The organism is Streptomyces sp. BYX5S, assembly GCF_054724165.1.
This window is the reverse complement of record NZ_CM138829.1, coordinates 2,518,165-2,539,309: the sequence shown is the minus strand read 5'-3', so window position 1 is coordinate 2,539,309 and position 21,145 is coordinate 2,518,165. Positions and strand designations below refer to the sequence as shown.

16 protein-coding genes are annotated in these 21,145 nt (G+C 71.5%); 2 read left to right on the top strand and 14 right to left on the bottom strand.

Annotated features, from left to right (window positions below):
• Nucleotides 1–109 precede the first annotated feature (109 nt).
• Nucleotides 110–2,227 carry an MMPL family transporter gene (locus ACYBSK_RS11575; RefSeq protein WP_460245981.1) on the top strand — a complete coding sequence of 706 codons (2,118 nt, stop codon included), beginning with the start codon at nt 110–112 and terminating at the stop codon, nt 2,225–2,227.
• 188 nt (nt 2,228–2,415) lie between these two features.
• On the opposite strand, the gene ACYBSK_RS11570 is transcribed toward ACYBSK_RS11575, so the two are convergent.
• Together ACYBSK_RS11570 and fmt are read right to left on the bottom strand one after the other, a co-directional pair.
• A complete protein-coding gene (locus tag ACYBSK_RS11570) occupies nt 2,416–3,846 on the bottom strand; it encodes an RsmB/NOP family class I SAM-dependent RNA methyltransferase (RefSeq protein ID WP_460245980.1) in 1,431 nt (476 codons plus the stop codon).
• Between the two features lie 127 nt (nt 3,847–3,973).
• Complete coding sequence (gene fmt, locus ACYBSK_RS11565; protein ID WP_457476816.1) at nt 3,974–4,903, bottom strand: methionyl-tRNA formyltransferase; 930 nt, start codon at nt 4,901–4,903, stop codon at nt 3,974–3,976.
• Between the two features lie 252 nt (nt 4,904–5,155).
• On the opposite strand from fmt, the gene ACYBSK_RS11560 reads away from it, so the two are divergent.
• Nucleotides 5,156–5,710 carry a hypothetical protein gene (locus ACYBSK_RS11560; protein ID WP_457476815.1) on the top strand — a complete coding sequence of 185 codons (555 nt, stop codon included), beginning with the start codon at nt 5,156–5,158 and terminating at the stop codon, nt 5,708–5,710.
• Nucleotides 5,711–6,127: 417 nt separating this feature from the next.
• On the opposite strand, the gene ACYBSK_RS11555 is transcribed toward ACYBSK_RS11560, so the two are convergent.
• The 12 genes from ACYBSK_RS11555 to ACYBSK_RS11500 all read right to left on the bottom strand — a co-directional run bounded on the left by ACYBSK_RS11555 (nt 6,128) and on the right by ACYBSK_RS11500 (nt 21,144).
• The gene (locus tag ACYBSK_RS11555; RefSeq protein ID WP_460245979.1) at nt 6,128–8,299 is read right to left on the bottom strand and encodes a primosomal protein N'; all 2,172 of its coding nucleotides are present in this window, start codon (nt 8,297–8,299) and stop codon (nt 6,128–6,130) included.
• A gap of 129 nt (nt 8,300–8,428) precedes the next feature.
• Nucleotides 8,429–9,637 carry a methionine adenosyltransferase gene (gene metK, locus ACYBSK_RS11550; RefSeq protein ID WP_460245978.1) on the bottom strand — a complete coding sequence of 403 codons (1,209 nt, stop codon included), beginning with the start codon at nt 9,635–9,637 and terminating at the stop codon, nt 8,429–8,431.
• A 290-nt stretch (nt 9,638–9,927) separates the two neighbouring features.
• The gene (gene coaBC, locus ACYBSK_RS11545) at nt 9,928–11,148 is read right to left on the bottom strand and encodes a bifunctional phosphopantothenoylcysteine decarboxylase/phosphopantothenate--cysteine ligase CoaBC (RefSeq protein WP_460245977.1); all 1,221 of its coding nucleotides are present in this window, start codon (nt 11,146–11,148) and stop codon (nt 9,928–9,930) included.
• 104 nt (nt 11,149–11,252) lie between these two features.
• The gene (rpoZ, locus tag ACYBSK_RS11540) at nt 11,253–11,525 is read right to left on the bottom strand and encodes a DNA-directed RNA polymerase subunit omega (protein ID WP_030810584.1); all 273 of its coding nucleotides are present in this window, start codon (nt 11,523–11,525) and stop codon (nt 11,253–11,255) included.
• A gap of 35 nt (nt 11,526–11,560) precedes the next feature.
• Nucleotides 11,561–12,118, bottom strand: coding sequence for a guanylate kinase (gene gmk, locus ACYBSK_RS11535; RefSeq protein ID WP_351335567.1), 558 nt, complete (start codon nt 12,116–12,118; stop codon nt 11,561–11,563).
• Nucleotides 12,119–12,190: 72 nt separating this feature from the next.
• Complete coding sequence (locus ACYBSK_RS11530) at nt 12,191–12,514, bottom strand: integration host factor (protein ID WP_026246651.1); 324 nt, start codon at nt 12,512–12,514, stop codon at nt 12,191–12,193.
• Nucleotides 12,515–12,793: 279 nt separating this feature from the next.
• Nucleotides 12,794–13,639, bottom strand: coding sequence for an orotidine-5'-phosphate decarboxylase (gene pyrF / locus ACYBSK_RS11525; protein WP_457476807.1), 846 nt, complete (start codon nt 13,637–13,639; stop codon nt 12,794–12,796).
• A complete protein-coding gene (locus ACYBSK_RS11520; RefSeq protein WP_457476806.1) occupies nt 13,636–14,739 on the bottom strand; it encodes a quinone-dependent dihydroorotate dehydrogenase in 1,104 nt (367 codons plus the stop codon). Before ACYBSK_RS11520 ends, pyrF begins: the two co-directional genes overlap by 4 nt.
• Before the next feature lie 91 nt (nt 14,740–14,830).
• Nucleotides 14,831–18,139, bottom strand: a complete 3,309-nt coding sequence (gene carB / locus ACYBSK_RS11515) for a carbamoyl-phosphate synthase large subunit (RefSeq protein WP_457476805.1) — start codon at nt 18,137–18,139, stop codon at nt 14,831–14,833.
• The gene (carA, locus tag ACYBSK_RS11510) at nt 18,132–19,274 is read right to left on the bottom strand and encodes a glutamine-hydrolyzing carbamoyl-phosphate synthase small subunit (RefSeq protein ID WP_457476804.1); all 1,143 of its coding nucleotides are present in this window, start codon (nt 19,272–19,274) and stop codon (nt 18,132–18,134) included. The genes carB and carA overlap by 8 nt, the downstream gene beginning before the upstream one ends.
• Nucleotides 19,271–19,861 carry a PH-like domain-containing protein gene (locus ACYBSK_RS11505; RefSeq protein ID WP_460245976.1) on the bottom strand — a complete coding sequence of 197 codons (591 nt, stop codon included), beginning with the start codon at nt 19,859–19,861 and terminating at the stop codon, nt 19,271–19,273. The genes carA and ACYBSK_RS11505 overlap by 4 nt, the downstream gene beginning before the upstream one ends.
• Nucleotides 19,858–21,144 carry a dihydroorotase gene (locus ACYBSK_RS11500; RefSeq protein WP_460245975.1) on the bottom strand — a complete coding sequence of 429 codons (1,287 nt, stop codon included), beginning with the start codon at nt 21,142–21,144 and terminating at the stop codon, nt 19,858–19,860. Before ACYBSK_RS11500 ends, ACYBSK_RS11505 begins: the two co-directional genes overlap by 4 nt.
• Nucleotide 21,145 lies beyond the last annotated feature (1 nt).

Here is a 21,145-nt window from a genome sequence, read left to right as displayed (position 1 = left end):
ACGCGAGACCGATACCGAGCCGTGCCCACCCGTGCCATATTTGGCGGCTCGCAGCGGGGCCGGCGGTCGGCCCCCGGGGAGTACCGCGCACGACGCAGCGGGGGACGCCATGGCGGACGAGCAGAGCACCACGAGGACGGTGTCCGGGCGCCGGGGCGTCGCGTGGCTGGTGTGCGGGCGGCGCAGCAAGTGGCTGGTGCTGCTGCTGTGGCTGGTGGTCATCGTCGGCACGGCGCCGCTCGCCCAGAAGCTCACCGACGCGCAGGACAACGACGCGCAGTCCTGGCTGCCGGGCTCCGCCGAGTCCACCCAAGTCCTCGACATCTCCAAGGACTTCAGGCCGGAGACCATCCCGGCCGTGGTGATCTACGCGCGCGAGGGCGGGCTCACCGTCGGGGACCGGGCCCGGATCGCCAAGGACATCGCCCAGATCAAGCAGCTGAGCGCGCACGGGGTACGCGGCACCGAGACCCGCGGCCCGGTCCTCGACGAGCGGCCTGACGCGTCGGCGGCGCAGGTCTACGTCCCGATCACGATGGACGAGAAGGGCTGGGAGCGGATCAGCCCCGCCGTGGAATCCATCCGCGACCGGACCGGCACGACGACGGACGGCCTTCAGGTCCACATCACCGGGCCGGGCGGCACCTCGGCGGACTTCTCGGAGGCGTTCGAGGGCATTGACTCGACCCTGCTGTTCTCGGCGCTCGGCATCGTGATCGTGATCCTGCTGTTCACGTACCGCAGTCCGTCGCTACTGCTCGTGCCGGTCCTGAGCGTGGTGGCGGCACTGTTCACGGCGCAGGCGCTGATCTACCTCCTCGCGCAGCACGCGGGCCTCACCGTGAACGGCCAGAGCGCGGGCATCCTCACGGTGCTCGTGTTCGGCGCGGGAACGGACTACGCCCTGCTCCTGGTCGCCCGCTACCGGGAGGAGCTGCGCCGCCACGAGGACCGGCACGAGGCGATGGCGCTGGCCCTGCACCGGGCGGGCCCGGCCGTGCTCGCGTCCGGCGCCACCGTCGTCCTCAGCATGCTGGTCCTGCTGACCGCCGAGATGAACTCGACGCGGGGCCTCGGCCCGGTCGCCGCGATCGGCGTGGCGGTGGCCCTGCTCGCGATGCTGACGCTGTTCCCCGCGCTTTTGGTCATCTTCGGCCGCTGGCTGTTCTGGCCGGTGATCCCGCACCTCGGCTCCCCGGAGCCCACCGAACGCGGGCTGTGGGCGCGCATCGGCCGCCGGATCGCCGTCCGTCCGCGCCTCATCTGGATCGCGACGGCGGTGGCGCTCGCGCTGCTCTCCCTCGGCCTCATCCAGCTGAAGGCGGAGGGCATCAGCAACGCCGACTCGTTCACCGACAAACCCGACTCGATCGTGGGCCAGGAGGTTTCGGCGGAGTACTTCCCCGCCGGGACCGGCGACCCGCTCGTCGTCGTCGCGAACGAGGAGCAGCGGGCGCGGGTGGTCCGGGCGGTCGCCACGACCGACGGAGTGGTGCGGCAGAGCATCGGCGTACCGCCCAACACGAAACCCCAGGCAGAAGGCCGGATCCTCTTCGAGGCGACGACGACCGACCCTTCCGACAGCCAGGCCGCCAAGGACACGGTGGACCGGGTGCGGGCCGCGGTGCACGACGTGGAGGGCGCGGAGGCGAAGGTCGGCGGCGGCACGGCGGCCCTTCTGGACATGGACCGCGCCACAGCGCACGACAACAAACTGGTGATCCCGCTGGTCCTGGTGGTCGTCCTGCTGATCCTGGGCCTGCTCCTACGGGCCCTGGTGGCGCCGCTGCTGCTGATCGCCACGGTCGTCCTGTCGTTCGCCGCGGCCCTCGGCATCAGCGCGCTGGCCTTCCGCCACCTGTTCGACTACGCGGGCGAGTCGACGGACTTCCCGCTCTTCGTCTTCGTGTTCCTGGTGGCGCTCGGCATCGACTACAACATCTTCCTCACGACCCGCATCCGTGAGGAGGCCGCCCGCCAGGGCACCCGTCAGGGCGTCCTCACGGGCCTGGCCGCGACCGGCGCGGTGATCACCTCGGCGGGCCTGGTCCTGGCCGGCACGTTCGCCGCGCTCGGCACGCTCCCCATGGTCGCCTTCGCCGAAATCGGCTTCGCGGTGGCGGTCGGCGTCCTCCTCGACACCTTCATCGTCCGCTCGGTCCTGGTCACATCCCTGTTCCTGGACGCCGACGAAAAGGTCTGGTGGCCGATCCCCCCGACCAAGTAGTCCCTTCTGAGCCCCACCCGCCGCTCAAGGCCCCAACCCCTTGCCCCTGCGGGGCACTCGAGGCAGCAGCCCCATTCAAGCCCCTGCGGCCCTCGACGCAGCAGCCCCATTCAAGCCCCTGCGGCGATTGAGCAGCGGGGCCCGGGGCAGAGCCCCGCGACCGCAACCCCGCCCCACCGCACCCCGACCTACGCGGTACGCCGAATCAACGCCAGATACATCGCATCGGTACCGTGCAAATGCGGCCACAACTGCACATCCGGCCCCTCCCCCAGCCCCGGCACCCCGTCCATCAACGGCCGCGCGTCAACCAACTCCGCCGCACCGAACTGCTTCAGCACGTCGTCCACGACCGCCCGCGTCTCCGCGAGATGCGGCGAACACGTCGCGTACCCCACGACACCCCCCACCCGCACCGCCTCGAGCGCCTGCCGCAGCAACCCCCGCTGGAGCGGCCCGAACCCCTCCAGGTCCTCCGGCCGCCGCCGCCACCGCGCCTCCGGCCGCCGCCGCAACGCCCCGAGTCCCGTACACGGAACGTCCATCAGCACCCGGTCGAACGACCCCGGCCGCCACGGCGGCCGCGTACCGTCCGCGGCGATGACCTGATACGGCCCCGGGTTCCCCGCCAGCGCCTTCCCGACGAGCCCCGCCCGATGCGGCTGCTTCTCCGACGCGAGGAGCATCGCGCCCCGCTCACTGGCGAGCCCCGCCAGCATCGCCGCCTTGCCACCGGGCCCCGCGCACCCGTCGAGCCACCGCTCGTCCCGCCCCTCGACCGGAGCGTTCGCGAGCGCAAGGGCGACCAGCTGGCTGCCCTCGTCCTGCACCCCGGCCCGGCCGGACCGCACGACGTCGAACGACCCCGGCTCACCGCCCTCGGCGAGCCGCACGGCGTACGGCGACCAGCGCCCGGGAAGCCCGGACTCCTCGCCGACCTCGGCAAGAACCGCCTCGGCCGTGGTCCGTCCGGGCCGCGCCACGAGCGTCACCTCGGGCCGCTCGTTGTCGGCCTCCAGCAGATCCTCGATCCCGGCGCGTCCCCCGCCCAGCGAGTCCCACAACGCGGAGACGACCCATCGCGGATGCGAATGGACAACCGACAGGTGGTCCTCGGGATCCTCGTCGTACGGCGGCGCGACCCGCTCCACCCACGCGTCGAGATCGTTCTGCGAGACCTTCCGCAGCACGGCGTTGACGAACTTGGCCCGCCCGTCGCCGAGCACGACACGCGCCAGCTCCACCGACGCGGACACGGCGGCGTGCGTCGGAATCCGCGTCCCGAGCAGCTGATGCACACCGAGGTTGAGCACATCGAGGACCGGCGGGTCGACTTCCCTGAGCGGCCGGTCGATACAGGCCGCCACGATCGCGTCGTACGTCCCCTGCCTGCGCAGCGTCCCGTACACGAGCTCGGTCGCGAGCGCGGCGTCCCGCCCGTCGAAGTCCCCCTTCGCGCGGGCCTTGCGCAGCAGCGGCGGCAGCACGAGGTTCGCGTACGCGTCCCGCTCGTCGACCGCGCGCAGCACCTCGAAGGCGAGCATGCGCACGGGGTCCTTCTTCGGACGGCGGTGGGGCTTGCCGGGCTTACGAGGGGGCCGGCCGGGCTGGTCGCTCAAAGGTGCTCCGCTGCTGGGATCGTACGGGCGCTACGCACGGGTCGTACGCCGGGATGAACCCTCCCAGCGTACGTCGCGCCCGCCCGCCGGACCCCCGCGGGCCCCGGCCCTTCGGCCCGCCCGGGGCTCAGCCGAGCCGCTCCCCCTCGGCGATCCGCGTACCCCGCGCCCAGTCCGCCGCGGCCATCGGCTTCTTGCCCTGCGCCTGCACCCACAGCAGTTCGACGGCGTGCGAACCGGTGCCCACGTAGAGGTTCTTCTTGCCCGCGCTGATCTCCCCCGGCGCCAGGTCCGTCCGGTCCGGCGCGAGGACGGCCGTACGCACCTTGAGGCGCTCCCCGCGGAACTCCGTCCACGCCCCCGGCGCGGGCGTGCAGCCGCGCACCACGCGGTCGACGCGCAGGGCGGGCGCGTTCCAGTCGATCCGGGCGTCCTCGACGGTGATCTTCGGAGCGAGCGAGATCCCGTCGACGGGCTGCGGCACCGCCTGCACCGAACCGTCCTCGATGCCGTCCATCGTCGCGGCGAGCAGCCCGGCGCCCGCGAACGCGAGCCGGGTCAGCAGGTCACCGCTGGTGTCGGTGGCCCGCACGGCCTCGGTCACGGTCCCGTACACGGGCCCGGAGTCGAGCCCCTCCTCGATCAGGAACGTCGACGCGCCCGTGATCTCGTCGCCCGCCATGACCGCGTGCTGCACGGGCGCCGCGCCCCGCCACGCGGGCAGCAGCGAGAAGTGCAGATTGACCCAGCCGCGCGCGGGCACGTCGAGCGCGATCTTCGGCAGCAGCGCACCGTAGGCCACGACCGGACAGCAGTCGGGCCCGATCTCCCGAAGCCGCGCCAGGAACTCCTCGTCACGCGGCTTGACGGGCTTGAGCACCTCGATCCCGGCCTCCTCGGCCCGCTCGGCGACCGGGCTCGCGACCAGACGACGGCCGCGCCCCGCCGGGGCGTCGGGCCGGGTGACGACGGCGGCCACCTCGTGCCGGTCGGAGGCGATCAGGGCGTCCAGGGCGGGAACGGCGACCTCGGGGGTGCCTGCGAAGACGAGCTTCATCGGTGGCTTACGGCCTCTCGGGGCAGGGTCACGGGCAGCGCACCAGTCTATGGGCGCCGCGCGACGGGCGCGTACGGGGCGCACGCCGCACTGTGCGCCCCCCGCATATGCGGATACGCCCGAACAGCGTGACCCCTCACCGTATGACGCGTTGGTCAAGGAAGAGTTGACCAGTCAAAGGGCCACCGATCGATGTCGCGCGACGCGAACGTGGCCCGATCCTTTTACATCGCCGGTTCGAGAGGCTTGTTCATGGCCGACCACGCAACCCACGACGCCCAGGCAAGGGCCAGCCTGCATCTCCTTGTGCGGGACATCGAGCGGGTCCGCCGCCAGGTGGACGCGCTGCGCACCCTCACCGCACAGCTGGGCAATGTCTACCGACCGCGTCGTTCGGGCCCCTCCGCGGGCTTCGTCGTCTACGGCAGGGCGCCCGCCCCCACCGTCCGTCTCGCCCAGGAACTGCGCGACAGCGTCGAGACGTTGGTCACCGCGGCCGTGGACTTCGACCGTTCGCTGGGCTTCTCGTGGGACGCGGTGGGCTCCGCGCTCGGCGTCACCAAGCAGGCGGTCCACCGCAGGTACGGGGCGCGCAGGGCGGCCACCCAGGCGGCGGCCGAGGCCGAGCGCGGCACCGAGACCCCGGCGCCCACGCCCGCCGCGCGTCCCACGGTGCCGCTGGGAGCGGGCCCGCTGTCCCCGCAGGTCCCCGCCGCCCGCGCGATGCCCACCCAGCCGACCGCCGGCAGCACCGGCCTCCGCGACGAACCCCGCCCCGGCATCTTCCCGGGCCCCCGCCACGGCTGACCCACCCCACGCGCCGCTGCCTCCCCGTACCTGTACGGGGAGGCAGCGCCGTATCCAGCCCCGAACCCCACCCCATCCACTGCGCCACGAAGGCCAGCCACCCCCACCGACCTCCACCCACCTCGCCCCGCCTTGGGCTCTCCGCCACCGCCACCCCCGCCCCGCGCCCGCCTTGGGCTCTCCGCCACCGCCACCCCCGCCCCGCGCCCGCCTTGGGCTCTCCGCCACCGCCAACCCCGCCCCACCCCCGCCTTGGGCAATCTGCCGCCAGGGGCGGCAGGGTGGGCAAGGCGGCACTCCGGCGCGGGCAGCGCCTTCGACAGGCCCCCACCCCGGTACCGGCCGGCCGCCGCGCCACCCCGCCGCAGCCAGCACCCACGGCGACGCCCACACCACCCCACCCCACCTCACCCCACCTCACCCGATGTCAACCGGATCCACCCGCACACGCACCACCTCCCCCACCCCCTTCGCCATCCTCGCCGCCTGCGCCCTCTTCAAGGCACGCGCCAACACCGCCCCACTCCCCGGCGGCACCCGCACCAACACCCGCTCCCACTCCTCCCCGGCCCCCGGCCGCCCCCGCCTCGCCGACGGCCCCGATCCCGACCCCGACCCCGGCCCAGCCACCGGCACGGGAACCGGCACCGGCCCCAACACCTCCGCGTCCCCCGGCAACTCGACGGCCGCCATGAACCCGGCGACGGCCTCCGCCACCCCGGTGACCGACGCCATCCGCGACACCGGCGGAAACCCGAGCTCCGCCCGATCCGCCAGCTCCCGCACTGCATGCCCCACGGGATCCCACCGCACCAACGCCTGCACGGGCCGCAACGACGGCTCGGCCACCACGACCACCACTCCCCCCGCCTCCTGCCCCCGCACCAGCGAGGACGCCGCGACCCACCGCCGCAACGCCTCCTCCCCGGCCCGCAGATCGGCCCGCCCCAACATCGCCCACCCGTCGAGCAGCAACGCCGCCGCGTACCCCCCTTCGGCCACCGGCTCCGCCCCGGGCGTACTCACGACCAGCGCGGGCTCCCCGGACACCGTGTCCAGCACCTGCTCCCGCCCGGACGTCCGCACCGGCACCGCGGCGAACGCCCGCCCGAGCTCCTCGGCGGTACGCCGCGCCCCGACCACCTGCGCCCGCAACCGGGTCCCCCCGCACTCGGCGCACTGCCAGCGCTCCTCCTCACGCCCGCACCACCCGCACGCGAGCCCCCCGGTCGCCTCCCGCGCCTCCAACGGCCCGGCGCACTGCCGACACCGCGCCGGCTCCCGGCACCGCTGACACGCGAGCCGCGGCACGTACCCCCGCCGAGGCACCTGCACCAGCACCGGCCCCTCACGCAACGCCGCCCGCACCACCTCCCACGCCAGACTCGGCAACCGCGCGGCCCGCGCCGCCTCGTCCCGCGCCACCTCCCGATCGCCCACGGTCCGTACGAGCGGAGCAACCCGCCGTACGACGTCCCGGGGCGCCCCGACGGCAGCGGCCCACCCACTGCGTACGAGCTGAGCGGCCTCGACGGTGCAACTCCAACTGCCCAACAGGAAAGCGCACTTGTCCCGCGTGGCCCGCAGCTCCAGCACCTCCCGCACATGCGGAAACGGCGCATGGTCGTCGCTGTGGTGCTGGTCCCCGTCCTCCCACACCACCACGAGCCCGAGATCCCGCACGGGCGCGAACATGGCGGCCCGGGTCCCGACGACAGCCCGCACGGCCCCCCGCCGCACGGCGAGCCACTCGCTGTACCGCCGCTGCTGCCCGGCCTCGGCGGTGAGCAGCGCATGCTGCCCCTCCCCCAACTCCTCGCGCAGCGCGGCATCAACCCTCGCCGCCAAGCGCACGGTGGGCACGACGACCAACGCACCCCGCCCTGACGCCAACGTCGCCCGCACGGCCCGAGCGATCTCCCCGGCCCACTCGGGCCCCGGCAGCGCGGTCCACACGGCCCTCGGCGCCCCGCCCGCGGCCAGCGACCCGACGAAGTCGGCCCCCCGCTCATACCGCGCCCACGACCCGGGCTCGGGAACGGACGGCGGCGCGGGCGGCGCCGGAAACTCCCTGGCCTCGGCCTTCGCGTGCCGCGGCGGAATGGCGAGCTGCAACACGTCGGCCAGGCTCCCCGCATACCGATCGGCGACAGCCCTGGTGAGCCCGAGCAACTCCGCGTCGAGCACCGGCTCCGGCGACACGACCTGCGCCAACGCGGCAAGCGGCCCCTGGTACTCCGCCTCGGCCACCCGCTCGATCAGGAACCCGTCGATCAAGCCACCCCCTTCCCGCCGCCCGTCCCGCACATGGCGGTTCCCCGCCCCGAACCGCACCCGCACCCGCACCCCCGGCTGCGCGGCGGCATCCAACTCCTTGGGCACCGCGTACTCGAAGTACCGGTCGAGATGCAGCACCCCCTTGTCCACCAGCACCCGCGCCACCGGCAACTCCTCCGCCAACGGCGCCCCCCGCCACGTCCGCGGCTTCGCCTTCGGCACCTTCGCAGCCCGCACACTCTCCCGAATGAACGCAAGCTGCTCCGGCTCGCCACCCCCACCCTCGCGATTCCTACCGTTCTCGCTGCTCACACGTGCATTCCTACCAGAGGCGACCGACACCGGCCGGACCCGTGGAAACCGCGGGAAACCAGGGAACGCCGAAGGGCCCGGCCCTCCCCAAGGAGAGCCGGGCCCCGCGAGCCGTTCAGCGTGCCAGGACTAGAGCCCCGCGGCCTTCCGCAGCGCCTCCACCCGGTCCGTCCGCTCCCACGTGAAGTCGGGCAGCGCGCGCCCGAAGTGGCCGTAGGCGGCCGTCTGGGAGTAGATCGGGCGGAGGAGGTCGAGGTCGCGGATGATCGCGGCGGGGCGGAGGTCGAAGACCTCGGAGATGGCCGCCTCGATCTTGTCCGTGTCGACCGTCGCCGTACCGAAGGTCTCCACGAAGAGACCGACCGGCTCGGCCTTGCCGATGGCGTACGCGACCTGGACCTCGCAGCGGGCGGCGAGACCCGCGGCCACGACGTTCTTGGCGACCCAGCGCATCGCGTACGCGGCGGAACGGTCGACCTTGGACGGGTCCTTGCCCGAGAAGGCGCCGCCGCCGTGGCGGGCGTAGCCGCCGTACGTGTCGATGATGATCTTGCGGCCGGTGAGCCCGGCGTCGCCCATCGGGCCGCCGATCTCGAAGCGGCCCGTCGGGTTCACCAGGAGGCGGTAGCCCTCGGTCTCCAGCTTGATGCCGTCGTCGAGGAGGGCCTTCAGCTCGGGCTCGACCACGAACTCGCGGATGTCGGGCGCGAGGAGCGAGTCCAGGTCGATGTCCGAGGCGTGCTGCGACGAGACGACGACCGTGTCGAGACGGACGGCCTTGTCGCCGTCGTACTCGATGGTGACCTGGGTCTTGCCGTCGGGACGGAGGTAGGGGATCGTCCCGTTCTTGCGGACCTCGGAGAGGCGGCGCGAGAGGCGGTGCGCGAGGTGGATCGGGAGCGGCATGAGCTCCGGCGTCTCGTCGCACGCGTAGCCGAACATCAGGCCCTGGTCGCCCGCGCCCTGCCGGTCGAGCTCGTCCTCGTCGCCCTCGACGCGGTTCTCGTACGCGGTGTCGACGCCCTGCGCGATGTCGGGCGACTGCGAGCCGATGGAGACCGAGACGCCGCAGGACGCGCCGTCGAAGCCCTTCTTCGACGAGTCGTAGCCGATCTCGAGGATCTTGTCGCGCACGAGCTGCGCGATCGGCGCGTACGCCTTCGTGGTCACCTCGCCGGCCACGTGCACGAGGCCGGTGGTGATCAGCGTCTCGACGGCGACGCGGGACGTGGGGTCCTCGCGCAGCAGCGCGTCGAGAATGGTGTCGCTGATCTGGTCAGCGATCTTGTCGGGGTGACCCTCGGTCACGGACTCCGAGGTGAACAGGCGACGGGACACAACGCTCCCTGTGGTTGCAGCGGCTGCTGGCTGATCATTTGACGGACGGTACGGGGGGCTGCGCCCGGCACGTCCGGGAACAGTTTATCGGTCGTGCTCGACCGCCGGGCCACGTGTCTCGCCCACTGGGAGCGCTGTGACCTGCGACACCGCATTCTGCGATACGACGATCGGTCTTCGGAAGACTACTGCTCGCCCGAAATTAGCGTGTTTCCGGGGGTTCGATGCCCCCGAAGCGACGAATGTGAACTTCGTGCACAGATGTACTTCGGCGCGTGTTCGCCGAGTGTTCAGCCCGCCGCGGACGGCGTGAGGCGCTGGGCCACCTCGTCCCAGACGCGGTCGGCGAGCGCTTCCTTCGGCCCGTACGGGACGGGCGTCTCGCCGCCGTCGGCGCCCAGGATCACGGCCTCGTTCTCCTCGGCGCCGAAGGTCTTGCGCTCCCCCACCTCGTTGACGACGAGCAGGTCGCAGCCCTTGCGGGTGAGCTTGGCGCGGCCGTTGGCGAGCACGTCGTCGGTCTCGGCGGCGAACCCGACCACGACCTGGCCGGGGCGGGGGCGGTCGACCGAGAGCTCGGCGAGGATGTCCGGGTTGCGGACGAGCGCGATCGGCGCGGGCTCCTCGCCGTCCTTCTTCTTGATCTTGCCGGTGGCGTACGTCTCCGGCCGGAAGTCGGCCACGGCCGCCGCCATGACCACCGCGTCGGCGTCGGCGGCCGCCTCGAGCGCCGCCTCGCGCAGCTGCACGGCGGTGCCCACGTGGACGACGTCGACGCCCGCCGGGTCGGGGAGCGCCGCGTTCGCGGACAGCAGCGTGACGCGGGCGCCGCGGGCCGCCGCCGTGCGGGCGAGGGCGTAGCCCTGCTTGCCGGAGGAGCGGTTGCCGAGGAAGCGGACCGGGTCGAGGGGCTCGCGGGTGCCGCCCGCCGAGACGACGACGTGGCGGCCGGCGAGGTCCTGCGGGGCGTCGCCGCGGGCGAGCACCCGGCGCGCGTACTCGAAGATCTCCACGGGGTCGGGGAAGCGGCCCTTGCCGGTGTCGACGCCGGTCAGGCGGCCGACGGCGGGCTCGATGACGAGGGCGCCGCGGCGGCGCAGCGTGGCGACGTTCTCCTGGGTGGCGGGGTGCTCCCACATCTCGGTGTGCATCGCGGGGGCGAAGACGACCGGACAGCGGGCGGTGAGCAGCGTGTTCGTGAGGAGGTCGTCGGCGAGGCCGTGGGCCGCCTTGGCGAGCATGTCGGCGGTGGCCGGGGCGACGATCACGAGGTCGGCGTGCTGTCCGATACGGACGTGCGGCACCTCGTGGACGGAGTCCCAGACCTCCGTGGAGACGGGGTTGCCGGAGAGCGCGGACCAGGTCGCGGCGCCGACGAAGTGCAGCGCGGAGTCGGTCGGCACGACGCGGACGTCATGACCGGACTCGGTGAGGCGACGCAGCAGCTCACACGCCTTGTAGGCGGCGATACCACCGCTGACCCCCAGTACGACCTTCGGCTTCGACGACACCGGCTCACCCCTGACTTCGAAAAACGTACGACTCCATGACACACCACAGGCCCGACAGCTGCGCTGCCGGGCCTGAAGTACCGAAACTTCGAGCGTTGCGTGCGTTACTGAACCGGGCCCTCGATGGCCTCGGACGTCAGCAGACCCGCGTTGATCTCACGAAGGGCGATCGAGAGCGGCTTCTCGTGGACGTGCGTGTCCACCAGCGGGCCGACGTACTCGAGCAGGCCCTCACCGAGCTGCGAGTAGTACGCGTTGATCTGACGCGCGCGCTTGGCGGCGTAGATGACCAGGCTGTACTTCGAGTCGGTGGCCTCGAGGAGCTCATCAATCGGCGGGTTGATGATGCCCTCGGGCGCGGTGATGGAAGAGGACACTCTCTGCCTTCCGATCGGTTGATGACTACGAAGAGTCAAAGAACTTTCATCAAGGCTAGCAGCTCAGCGGCCACACCCTCGACGGAGGTATTGACAAGCGTGGTGTCGAACTCCGACTCGGCGGCGAGCTCCACCTTGGCGGCCCCGAGACGTCGCTCGATGACCTCCGGCGCCTCCGTGCCGCGCCCGGTGAGCCGGCGGACCAGCTCGTCCCAGCTCGGCGGGGCCAGGAAGACCAGCTGCGCCTCGGGCATCGACTCCCGGACCAGACGGGCACCCTGGAGGTCGATCTCGAGCAGCACCGGCTCCCCCGCCTCCAGGCGGTCGAGCACGGCACGGCGCGGGGTGCCGTAGCGGTTCCCCGCGAACTCTGCCCACTCGAGGAGCTCACCGTTGGCGATCAGCTTGTCCATCTCCTCGTCGGTGACGAAGAAGTACTGGACACCGTGCTGCTCGCCGGGGCGCGGCTTGCGGGTCGTCGCCGACACCGAGAGCCAGACCTCGGGGTGTTCCTTGCGCATATGGGCGACGACCGTGCTCTTGCCGACCCCCGAGGGGCCGGAGAGCACGGTCAGCCGCGGACGTTCACTCATGCAGCGATTATTCCAGTTGTTCCGGAGTGGCCGGACCAGCCCCGGGGGCTACCCCGGGGCGATCTCGGTCACTCAGGCGCCGGTGCTGCCGAACTCGCGCTCCAGGGAGGCGATCTGGTTGGAACCGAGACCGCGCACCCGGCGGGATTCGGAGATCCCGAGACGCTCCATGATCTGCTTGGCGCGGACCTTGCCCACGCCGGGGAGGGACTCGAGGAGGGCGGAGACCTTCATCTTGCCGATGACGTCGTTCTCCTGGCCCTGCTTGATGACCTCGTGCAGAGAGGCGCCGGAGTGCTTGAGTCGATTCTTGACCTCGGCCCGCTCCCGGCGAGCCGCGGCGGCCTTTTCGAGCGCGGCTGCGCGCTGTTCAGGGGTAAGGGGCGGAAGAGCCACGCCTACGTCACCTCGGATGTCGAACTGTCGGATACGGACCGGTGAGGAACCTAGTCGCCCCACACCTGGGGAGCAACGAACAACCTGCTGGCGTGCAGTTGACCGTTGACTCTCGACGGAGACTAGCGGCCATGGCCCTCGGAGTCAGCGAGAACGAACGAAAAGTCCTGGTCAGCCTCTGTCGAGCCGTACATTTTGGACAAATAGACCAAGAATCTGGACAGGTTTCGGACGCAAAACCCAAGGTCGGCACGGAGTGCCACCCCTAAACCTCTCGCGTCAGGCCCCCGCGACGGCCTCGCGCACCTCGTCCGCGAACCGCACGGAGGCGTCCCGCAGGGCCGCGACGGAGGGTCCCGCCCTCAGGACGCCACGGCTGACATTCGGTACGACGTTGCGCACGGCGGAGCCGAACACGGCCGGCAGATCGGCGGCCGTGGCACCCTGCGCCCCGATGCCGGGGGCGAGCAGCGGACCGTTGATGTCGAGCTCGTACGAGGACAGGTCGCCGAGCGTCGCGCCGACCACCGCGCCGAAGGAGCCCATCGGCACCTCGCCCGCGTTCTCCTCGGCGAGGTGCCCGAGCATCGTCGCGCCCACGTCGCGCCCGTCGGCCCGCACCGCGTGCTGCACCTCGCCGCCCTCGGGGTTCGAGGTGAGCGCCAGGACGAAGAGTCCGGCGCCGGACTCGCGGGCGAGGTCGACGGCGGGCTTCAGGGAGCCGTAGCCGAGGTACGGCGAGACGGTCAGGGCGTCCGAGAACAGCGGGGAGTCCTTGCGCAGGTACGTCTCCGCGTACGCGGCCATGGTGGAGCCGATGTCGCCGCGCTTGGCGTCCATGACGACGAGGGTCCCGGCCTCCCGCAGGTCGGCGACGGCCCGCTCCAGGACCGCCACGCCGCGCGAGCCGAACCGCTCGAAGAAGGCCATCTGCGGCTTGACCACGGCGACCGTGTCGGCCATGGCCTCGACGCACGCGCGCGTGAAGGCCTCCAGGCCCGCGATGTCGTCGTTCAGGCCCCAGGAGGAGAGCAGCGCGGCGTGCGGGTCGATGCCGACGCAGAGCGGGCCGCGTTCGTCCATGACGCGGCGCAGGCGGGCGCCGAAGGGCTCCATGACGGTCATGCGGAAACCTTCTTCACATCGGCGCCGACCGCGTCGGCGAGCGTGGCGTGCGGGGAGTTGCGCAGGCGGGCGGCGAGGCCCTTGTGGATGGCGCGGGCGTAGCAGGGGCCCTCGTAGATGAAGGCCGAGTAGCCCTGGACGAGCGTGGCACCGGCGAGGATGCGCTGCCAGGCGTCCTCGGCGTTCTCGATGCCGCCGACGCCCACGAGCGTGATCCGGTCGCCCACGCGCGCGTAGAGGCGCCTCAGGACCTCCAGGGAGCGCTCCTTGAGCGGGGCGCCGGACAGGCCGCCGGTCTCGTTCACGACGTCGCCCGTGGTCTTCAGTCCCTCGCGGGAGATCGTCGTGTTCGTCGCGATGACGCCGTCCAGGCCGAGTTCGACGGCGAGGTCGGCGACGGCGTCGATGTCCTCGTCGGCGAGGTCCGGCGCGATCTTCACCAGGAGCGGGACGCGGCGCGACGTCACCGTACGGTCGGCCGCCTCGCGCACGGCGCTCAGGAGCGGGCGCAGCGCCTCGGTGGCCTGGAGGTTGCGCAGGCCCGGCGTGTTCGGCGAGGAGACGTTCACGACGAGGTAGTCGGCGAACGCGGCGAGCCGCTCGGTGGACTTCACGTAGTCGGCGGCGGCGTCGGCCTCCGGCACGACCTTGGTCTTGCCGATGTTCACGCCGACCGTGGTCTTGAAGACCGGGTTGCGGGAGGCCAGGCGGGCCGCCACGGCGAGGGAGCCCTCGTTGTTGAAGCCCATGCGGTTGACGAGCGCGCGGTCCTGCACGAGGCGGAAGAGGCGCTTCTTGGGGTTGCCGGGCTGGGCCTCCCCCGTGACGGTGCCGATCTCGACGTGGTCGAAGCCGAGCATCGACATGCCGTCGATCGCGATGGCGTTCTTGTCGAAGCCGGCGGCGAGGCCGAAGGGGCCGTGCATGCGCAGGCCCAGGGCCTCCGTACGCAGCTCCTTGTGGCGCGGCGCGAGGTAGGCGGCCACGAAGGTGCGCAGAACGGGCGTGCGGGCCGCCAGGCGGATCCAGCGGAAGGCCAGGTAGTGGGCCTTCTCGGGGTCCATGCGCTTGAAGACGAGGTTGAAGAACAGCTTGTACATGCTGGAAGTCCTCTGGGTCCTCATGGGGCGGTGGCCCCATGAAGAGGGGGACACCGGTGTGGTGTCCCCCTCCTGGGCTGCTACTGGATCCTTAGTCGCGGGCCGCGGTCAGGTGCTCCGCGTGCTCCTGCAAGGAGCGGACGCCCACGTCGCCGTGGCCCAGCGCCTCGATGCCCTGGACGGCCGCGGCGAGCGCCTGGACCGTGGTCAGGCACGGCACGGAGCGGGAGACCGCCGCCGTGCGGATGTCGTAGCCGTCGAGGCGGCCACCGGTGCCGTACGGGGTGTTGACGATGAGGTCGACGTCGCCGGAGTGGATCAGCTGGACGATCGTCTTCTCGCCGTTGGGGCCCTCGCCCTCGGACTGCTTGCGCACGACCGTGGCGTTGATGCCGTTGCGCTTGAGGACCTCGGCCGTGCCGGAGGTGGCGAGCAGCTCGAAGCCGTGGGCGACCAGCTCGCGCGCCGGGAAGATCATCGAGCGCTTGTCGCGGTTGGCGACGGAGATGAACGCCCGGCCCTTCGTCGGCAGCGGGCCGTACGCGCCGGCCTGCGACTTGGCGTACGCCGTGCCGAAGACGGAGTCGATGCCCATGACCTCGCCGGTGGAGCGCATCTCCGGGCCGAGGACCGTGTCGACGCCGCGGCCGTGGATGTCGCGGAAGCGCGACCACGGCATGACGGCCTCCTTGACGGAGATCGGCGCGTCCATCGGGAGCGTGCCGCCGTCGCCGGTCTTCGGGAGCAGGCCCTCGGCGCGCAGCTCGGCGACGGTGGCGCCCAGCGAGATGCGGGCGGCGGCCTTCGCGAGCGGCACCGCGGTCGCCTTCGAGGTGAAGGGGACCGTGCGGGAGGCGCGCGGGTTGGCCTCCAGGACGTAGAGGATGTCCCCGGCCAGCGCGAACTGGATGTTGATCAGGCCGCGCACGCCGACGCCCTTGGCGATGCCCTCGGTGGAGGCGCGCAGGCGCTTGATGTCGTAGCCGCCGAGCGTGATCGGGGGCAGGGCGCACGCCGAGTCGCCGGAGTGGATGCCGGCCTCCTCGATGTGCTCCATGACGCCGCCGAGGTAGAGCTCCTCGCCGTCGTAGAGCGCGTCGACGTCGATCTCGATCGCGTCGTCCAGGAAGCGGTCGACGAGGACCGGACGCGACGGGCTGATCTCCGTCGACTCCTCGATGTAAGCGGACAGGCGGGTCTCGTCGTAGACGATCTCCATGCCGCGGCCACCGAGCACGTAGGACGGGCGGACGAGGACCGGGTAGCCGATCTCGTCGGCGATCGCCTTCGCCTCCGCGAACGTGGTGGCGGTGCCGTGCTTCGGGGCCGGGAGCCCGGCCTCGGCGAGCACGCGGCCGAAGGCGCCGCGGTCCTCGGCGGCGTGGATCGCCTCCGGGGACGTACCGACGACGGGCACGCCGTTGTCCTTGAGCGCCTGGGCGAGGCCCAGCGGGGTCTGGCCGCCGAGCTGGACGACGACGCCCGCGATCGGGCCCGCGAGGGACTCGGCGTGGACGATCTCCAGCACGTCTTCCAGCGTCAGCGGCTCGAAGTACAGGCGGTCGGAGGTGTCGTAGTCGGTGGAGACGGTCTCCGGGTTGCAGTTGACCATCACGGTCTCGTAGCCCGCGTCGCTGAGCGCGAAGGAGGCGTGGACGCAGGAGTAGTCGAACTCGATGCCCTGGCCGATGCGGTTCGGGCCCGAGCCGAGGATGATCACGGCGGGCTTCTCGCGCGGCGCGACCTCGGTCTCCTCGTCGTACGAGGAGTAGAAGTACGGCGTCTTGGCGGCGAACTCGGCGGCGCAGGTGTCGACCGTCTTGTAGACCGGGCGGACGCCGAGGGCGTGCCGGACCTCGCGGACGACGTCCTGGCGCAGGCCGCGGATCTCGCCGATCTGGGAGTCCGAGAAGCCGTGCCGCTTGGCCTCGGCGATCAGGTCCTTGGTCAGCTCGGGGGCGGCGGCGAGCTCGTCCGCGATCTCCTTGATGAGGAAGAGCTGGTCGACGAACCACGGGTCGATCTTCGTGTAGTCGAAGACCTCCTGCGGGGTCGCACCGGCGCGGATCGCGTCCATGACGGTGTTGATCCGGCCGTCGGTCGGACGGACCGCGGCCTCCAGGAGCTCCTTCTTGTCGCCGACCTCGCCGACGAAGGAGAACTGCGAGCCCTTCTTCTCCAGCGAGCGCAGCGCCTTCTGGAACGCCTCGGTGAAGTTGCGGCCGATGGCCATGGCCTCGCCGACCGACTTCATGGTCGTGGTCAGCGTGGAGTCGGCGCTCGGGAACTTCTCGAAGGCGAAACGCGGGGCCTTCACGACGACGTAGTCGAGCGTCGGCTCGAAGGAGGCCGGCGTCTTCTCGGTGATGTCGTTCGGGATCTCGTCGAGCGTGTAGCCGACGGCCAGCTTGGCGGCGATCTTCGCGATCGGGAAGCCCGTGGCCTTGGAGGCGAGCGCGGAGGAGCGCGAGACGCGCGGGTTCATCTCGATGACGATCACGCGACCGTCCTCGGGGTTGATCGCGAACTGGATGTTGCAGCCGCCGGTGTCGACGCCGACCTCGCGGATGATCGCGATGCCGACGTCCCGCAGGCGCTGGTACTCGCGGTCGGTCAGCGTCATCGACGGGGCGACGGTGATCGAGTCGCCGGTGTGCACGCCCATCGGGTCGAAGTTCTCGATGGAGCAGACGACCACGACGTTGTCGTTCTTGTCGCGCATCAGCTCCAGCTCGTACTCCTTCCAGCCGAGGATGGACTCCTCCAGGAGCACCTCGGTGGTCGGCGAGAGCGTGAGGCCCTGACCGGCGATGCGGCGCAGCTCCTCCTCGTCGTGCGCGAAGCCGGAACCGGCGCCGCCCATGGTGAAGGAGGGGCGGACGACCACGGGGTAGCCGCCGAGCTCCTCGACGCCCTTCATGACGTCGTCCATGGAGTGGCAGATGTACGAGCGGGCGGACTCGCCGTGGCCGATCTTCTTGCGGACCTCTTCCACGACGTCCTTGAAGAGGTCGCGGTCCTCGCCCTTGTTGATCGCCTCGACGTTGGCGCCGATCAGCTCGACGCCGTACTTCTCGAGGACGCCCTGGTCGTGCATCGAGATCGCGGTGTTGAGCGCGGTCTGGCCACCGAGGGTGGGCAGGAGCGCGTCGGGGCGCTCCTTGGCGATGATCTTCTCGACGAACTCGGGGGTGATCGGCTCGACGTACGTGGCGTCGGCGATCTCCGGGTCGGTCATGATCGTCGCGGGGTTCGAGTTGACCAGGATGACCCGCAGGCCCTCCTGCTTCAGGACCCGGCAGGCCTGGGTGCCGGAGTAGTCGAACTCCGCGGCCTGACCGATGACGATCGGGCCCGAGCCGATGACGAGGACGGACTTCAGGTCGTTGCGCTTAGGCACGGGCGGACTCCATCAGGGACACGAAGCGGTCGAAGAGGTACGCGGCGTCGTGCGGACCGGCCGCCGCTTCGGGGTGGTACTGGACGGAGAAGCCCGGCTGGTCGAGCAGCTGGAGCCCCTCCACGACGTTGTCGTTGAGGCACACGTGGGAGACCTCGGCGCGGCCGAACCTGGTGTCGCTCACCTTGTCGAGCGGCGCGTCCACGGCGAAACCGTGGTTGTGGGCGGTGACCTCGACCTTGCCGGTCGTGCGGTCCTGCACCGGCTGGTTGATGCCGCGGTGGCCGTACTTCAGCTTGAAGGTGCCGAAGCCGAGGGCGCGGCCGAGGATCTGGTTGCCGAAGCAGATGCCGAACAGCGGCGTCTTCTTCTCCAGGACGGCGGTCATCAGCGCGACCGGGCCCTCGGCGGTGGCCGGGTCGCCCGGACCGTTGGAGAAGAACACTCCGTCGGGGTCGACGGCGTACACGTCGTCGGGGGACGCGGTGGCGGGCAGCACGTGCACCTCGATGCCGCGCTCGGCCATGCGGTGCGGGGTCATGCCCTTGATGCCGAGGTCGATGGCGGCGACGGTGAACTTCTTCTCACCGATGGCCGGGACGACGTAGGCCTCCTTGGTGGCGACCTCCTCGTAGAGGGAGGCACCCTTCATCTGGGGCTGCGCCTGGACCTTCGCGACCAGCTCGGCGTCCGTGGCGAGGGACGCGCCGGAGAAGATGCCGGAGCGCATGGAGCCGCGCTCGCGCAGGTGGCGGGTGAGGGCGCGGGTGTCGATGCCGCTGATCCCGACGATCTCCTGGGCGACCAGCTCGTCGTCGAGCGAACGCTTCGCGCGCCAGTTGGAGGGGATGCGGGCGGGGTCGCGGACCACGTAGCCCGAGACCCAGATGCGCTTGGACTCGTCGTCCTCGTCGTTCCAGCCCGTGTTGCCGATCTGCGGGGCGGTCGCGACCACGATCTGGCGGTCGTACGACGGGTCGGTGAGGGTCTCCTGGTAGCCGGTCATGCCGGTGGAGAACACGGCCTCGCCGAAGGTCTCCCCCACGGCCCCGTAGGCGCGGCCGCGGAACACCCGGCCGTCCTCCAGGACGAGTACGGCGGGAGTCTTCTCGGCTCCCCTGGTGGAGGTGGTCATCGTGCGGTGCCTTCCGTCGTGAGCGGGTGCGTCTTCGGTTCGATCATGTTGTTGATTGCGGTGACCCACTCCGCCTGCTCGGTGGCGTGGTCGGAGCGGAATCCGGAGTCGATCAGCTTGTCGCCGTGCTCCCAGGTGACGATCAGCAGACCGCCCTCCGTGAGGACCTTGCCCGCGATGCCCTTGTCGAGCCGGGCCTCGCGCAGCGCGGCCGCCGGGACGAAGAAGTCGTTCGCTCCGGGGCGTACGACGTTCAGTCCCTCGTCGGTCAGGCTCAGCTCGACGCGGCTGCGGGTGCCGAGCCCGTGCGCCACGATGCGGTCGAGCCACTGCCCGGCGGTGGTGGAGCCGTGGTACCGGCCGCTCAGCTCAAGTTTCACCGGACCGGGCTCGGTCGGCGCGGCGGGCAGCTCCGGCAGTTCGCCCTGGAGGGTGCCGCGCCACTTCCAGCCCTGGCGCATCAGCCAGTAGACGAGCGCGATGAAGAGCAGCAGACCGACGATCCAGCCGATCCGGTTCGGCCAGTCGGTCACCTCCGCCGACTTCTGTTCGGCGGCGAGGACGGCGAGTGGTTGCAGAGGTGTCACGCGAGCTTCCCGTCGGCGAGGGTGGCCTTGCCCCGCAGCCAGGTGTGGGTGACGCGCCCCGGCAGCTCACGGCCCTCGTAGGGGGTGTTGCGGCTGCGGGACGCGAAGCCCGCGGGGTCCACGTCTCCACGGTAGTCGGCGTCGACGAGGACGAGGTTGGCGGGCTCACCTGCCGAGACGGGACGGCCGTGGCCCTTGGCCTGTCCGATCTGCGCGGGCTTGACCGACATCCGGTCGGCGACGCCGGCCCAGTCGAGCAGCCCGGTCTCGACCATGGTCTGCTGCACGACGCTGAGCGCCGTCTCCAGGCCGACCATGCCCATGGCGGCGGCGGCCCACTCGCAGTCCTTGTCCTCGTGCGGGTGCGGGGCGTGGTCGGTGGCGACGATGTCGATCGTGCCGTCGGCCAGCGCCTCGCGCAGCGCCATGACGTCCTTCTCGGTACGCAGCGGCGGGTTGACCTTGTAGACCGGGTTGTACGTGCGGACCAGCTCGTCGGTGAGCAGCAGGTGGTGCGGGGTGACCTCGGCGGTGACGTCGATGCCGCGGGACTTGGCCCAGCGGACGATCTCGACGGAGCCGGCGGTCGACAGGTGGCAGATGTGGACGCGGGAGCCGACGTGCTCGGCGAGCAGGACATCCCGGGCGATGATCGATTCTTCGGCCACCGCGGGCCAGCCGCCGAGGCCGAGCTCGGCGGAGACGGTGCCCTCGTTCATCTGGGCGCCCTCGGTGAGGCGGGGCTCCTGCGCGTGCTGGGCGACGACGCCGCCGAAGGCCTTCACGTACTCCAGGGCGCGGCGCATGATCACGGCGTCGTGGACGCACTTGCCGTCGTCGGAGAAGACGGTGACGCCGGCGGCGGACTCGTGCATGGCGCCGAGCTCGGCGAGCTTGACGCCCTCCAGGCCGACGGTGACGGCGCCGATGGGCTGCACGTCGCAGTAGCCGTGCTCCTGGCCGAGCCGGTAGACCTGCTCGACGACGCCCGCGGTGTCGGCGACGGGGAACGTGTTGGCCATGGCGAACACGTTCGTGTAGCCGCCGGAGGCGGCGGCCCGCGTGCCGGTGAGGACGGTCTCGGAGTCCTCGCGGCCCGGCTCGCGCAGGTGGGTGTGGAGGTCGACGAGGCCCGGCAGAAGGATCTTGCCCTCGGCCTCGACGACCTCGGCGCCCTCCGCGCTCAGACCGGTGCCGACCTCGGCGATGACCGCGCCGTCGATCAGGACGTCCTGCGCCTCGCCACCGAGCACCTTCGCACCACGGATCAGGATCTTGCTCATG

Coding starts and splice junctions, on each gene's coding strand:
- fmt (WP_457476816.1), bottom strand. CDS start 4,903: ATGAAGCTCGTCTTCGCAGGCACCCCCGAGGTCGCCGTTCCCGCCCTG.
- gmk (WP_351335567.1), bottom strand. CDS start 12,118: ATGAGTGAACGTCCGCGGCTGACCGTGCTCTCCGGCCCCTCGGGGGTC.
- pyrF (WP_457476807.1), bottom strand. CDS start 13,639: ATGACCGTCATGGAGCCCTTCGGCGCCCGCCTGCGCCGCGTCATGGAC.
- ACYBSK_RS11520 (WP_457476806.1), bottom strand. CDS start 14,739: ATGTACAAGCTGTTCTTCAACCTCGTCTTCAAGCGCATGGACCCCGAG.
- ACYBSK_RS11560 (WP_457476815.1), top strand. CDS start 5,156: ATGGCCGACCACGCAACCCACGACGCCCAGGCAAGGGCCAGCCTGCAT.
- carA (WP_457476804.1), bottom strand. CDS start 19,274: ATGACCACCTCCACCAGGGGAGCCGAGAAGACTCCCGCCGTACTCGTC.
- ACYBSK_RS11500 (WP_460245975.1), bottom strand. CDS start 21,144: ATGAGCAAGATCCTGATCCGTGGTGCGAAGGTGCTCGGTGGCGAGGCG.
- ACYBSK_RS11575 (WP_460245981.1), top strand. CDS start 110: ATGGCGGACGAGCAGAGCACCACGAGGACGGTGTCCGGGCGCCGGGGC.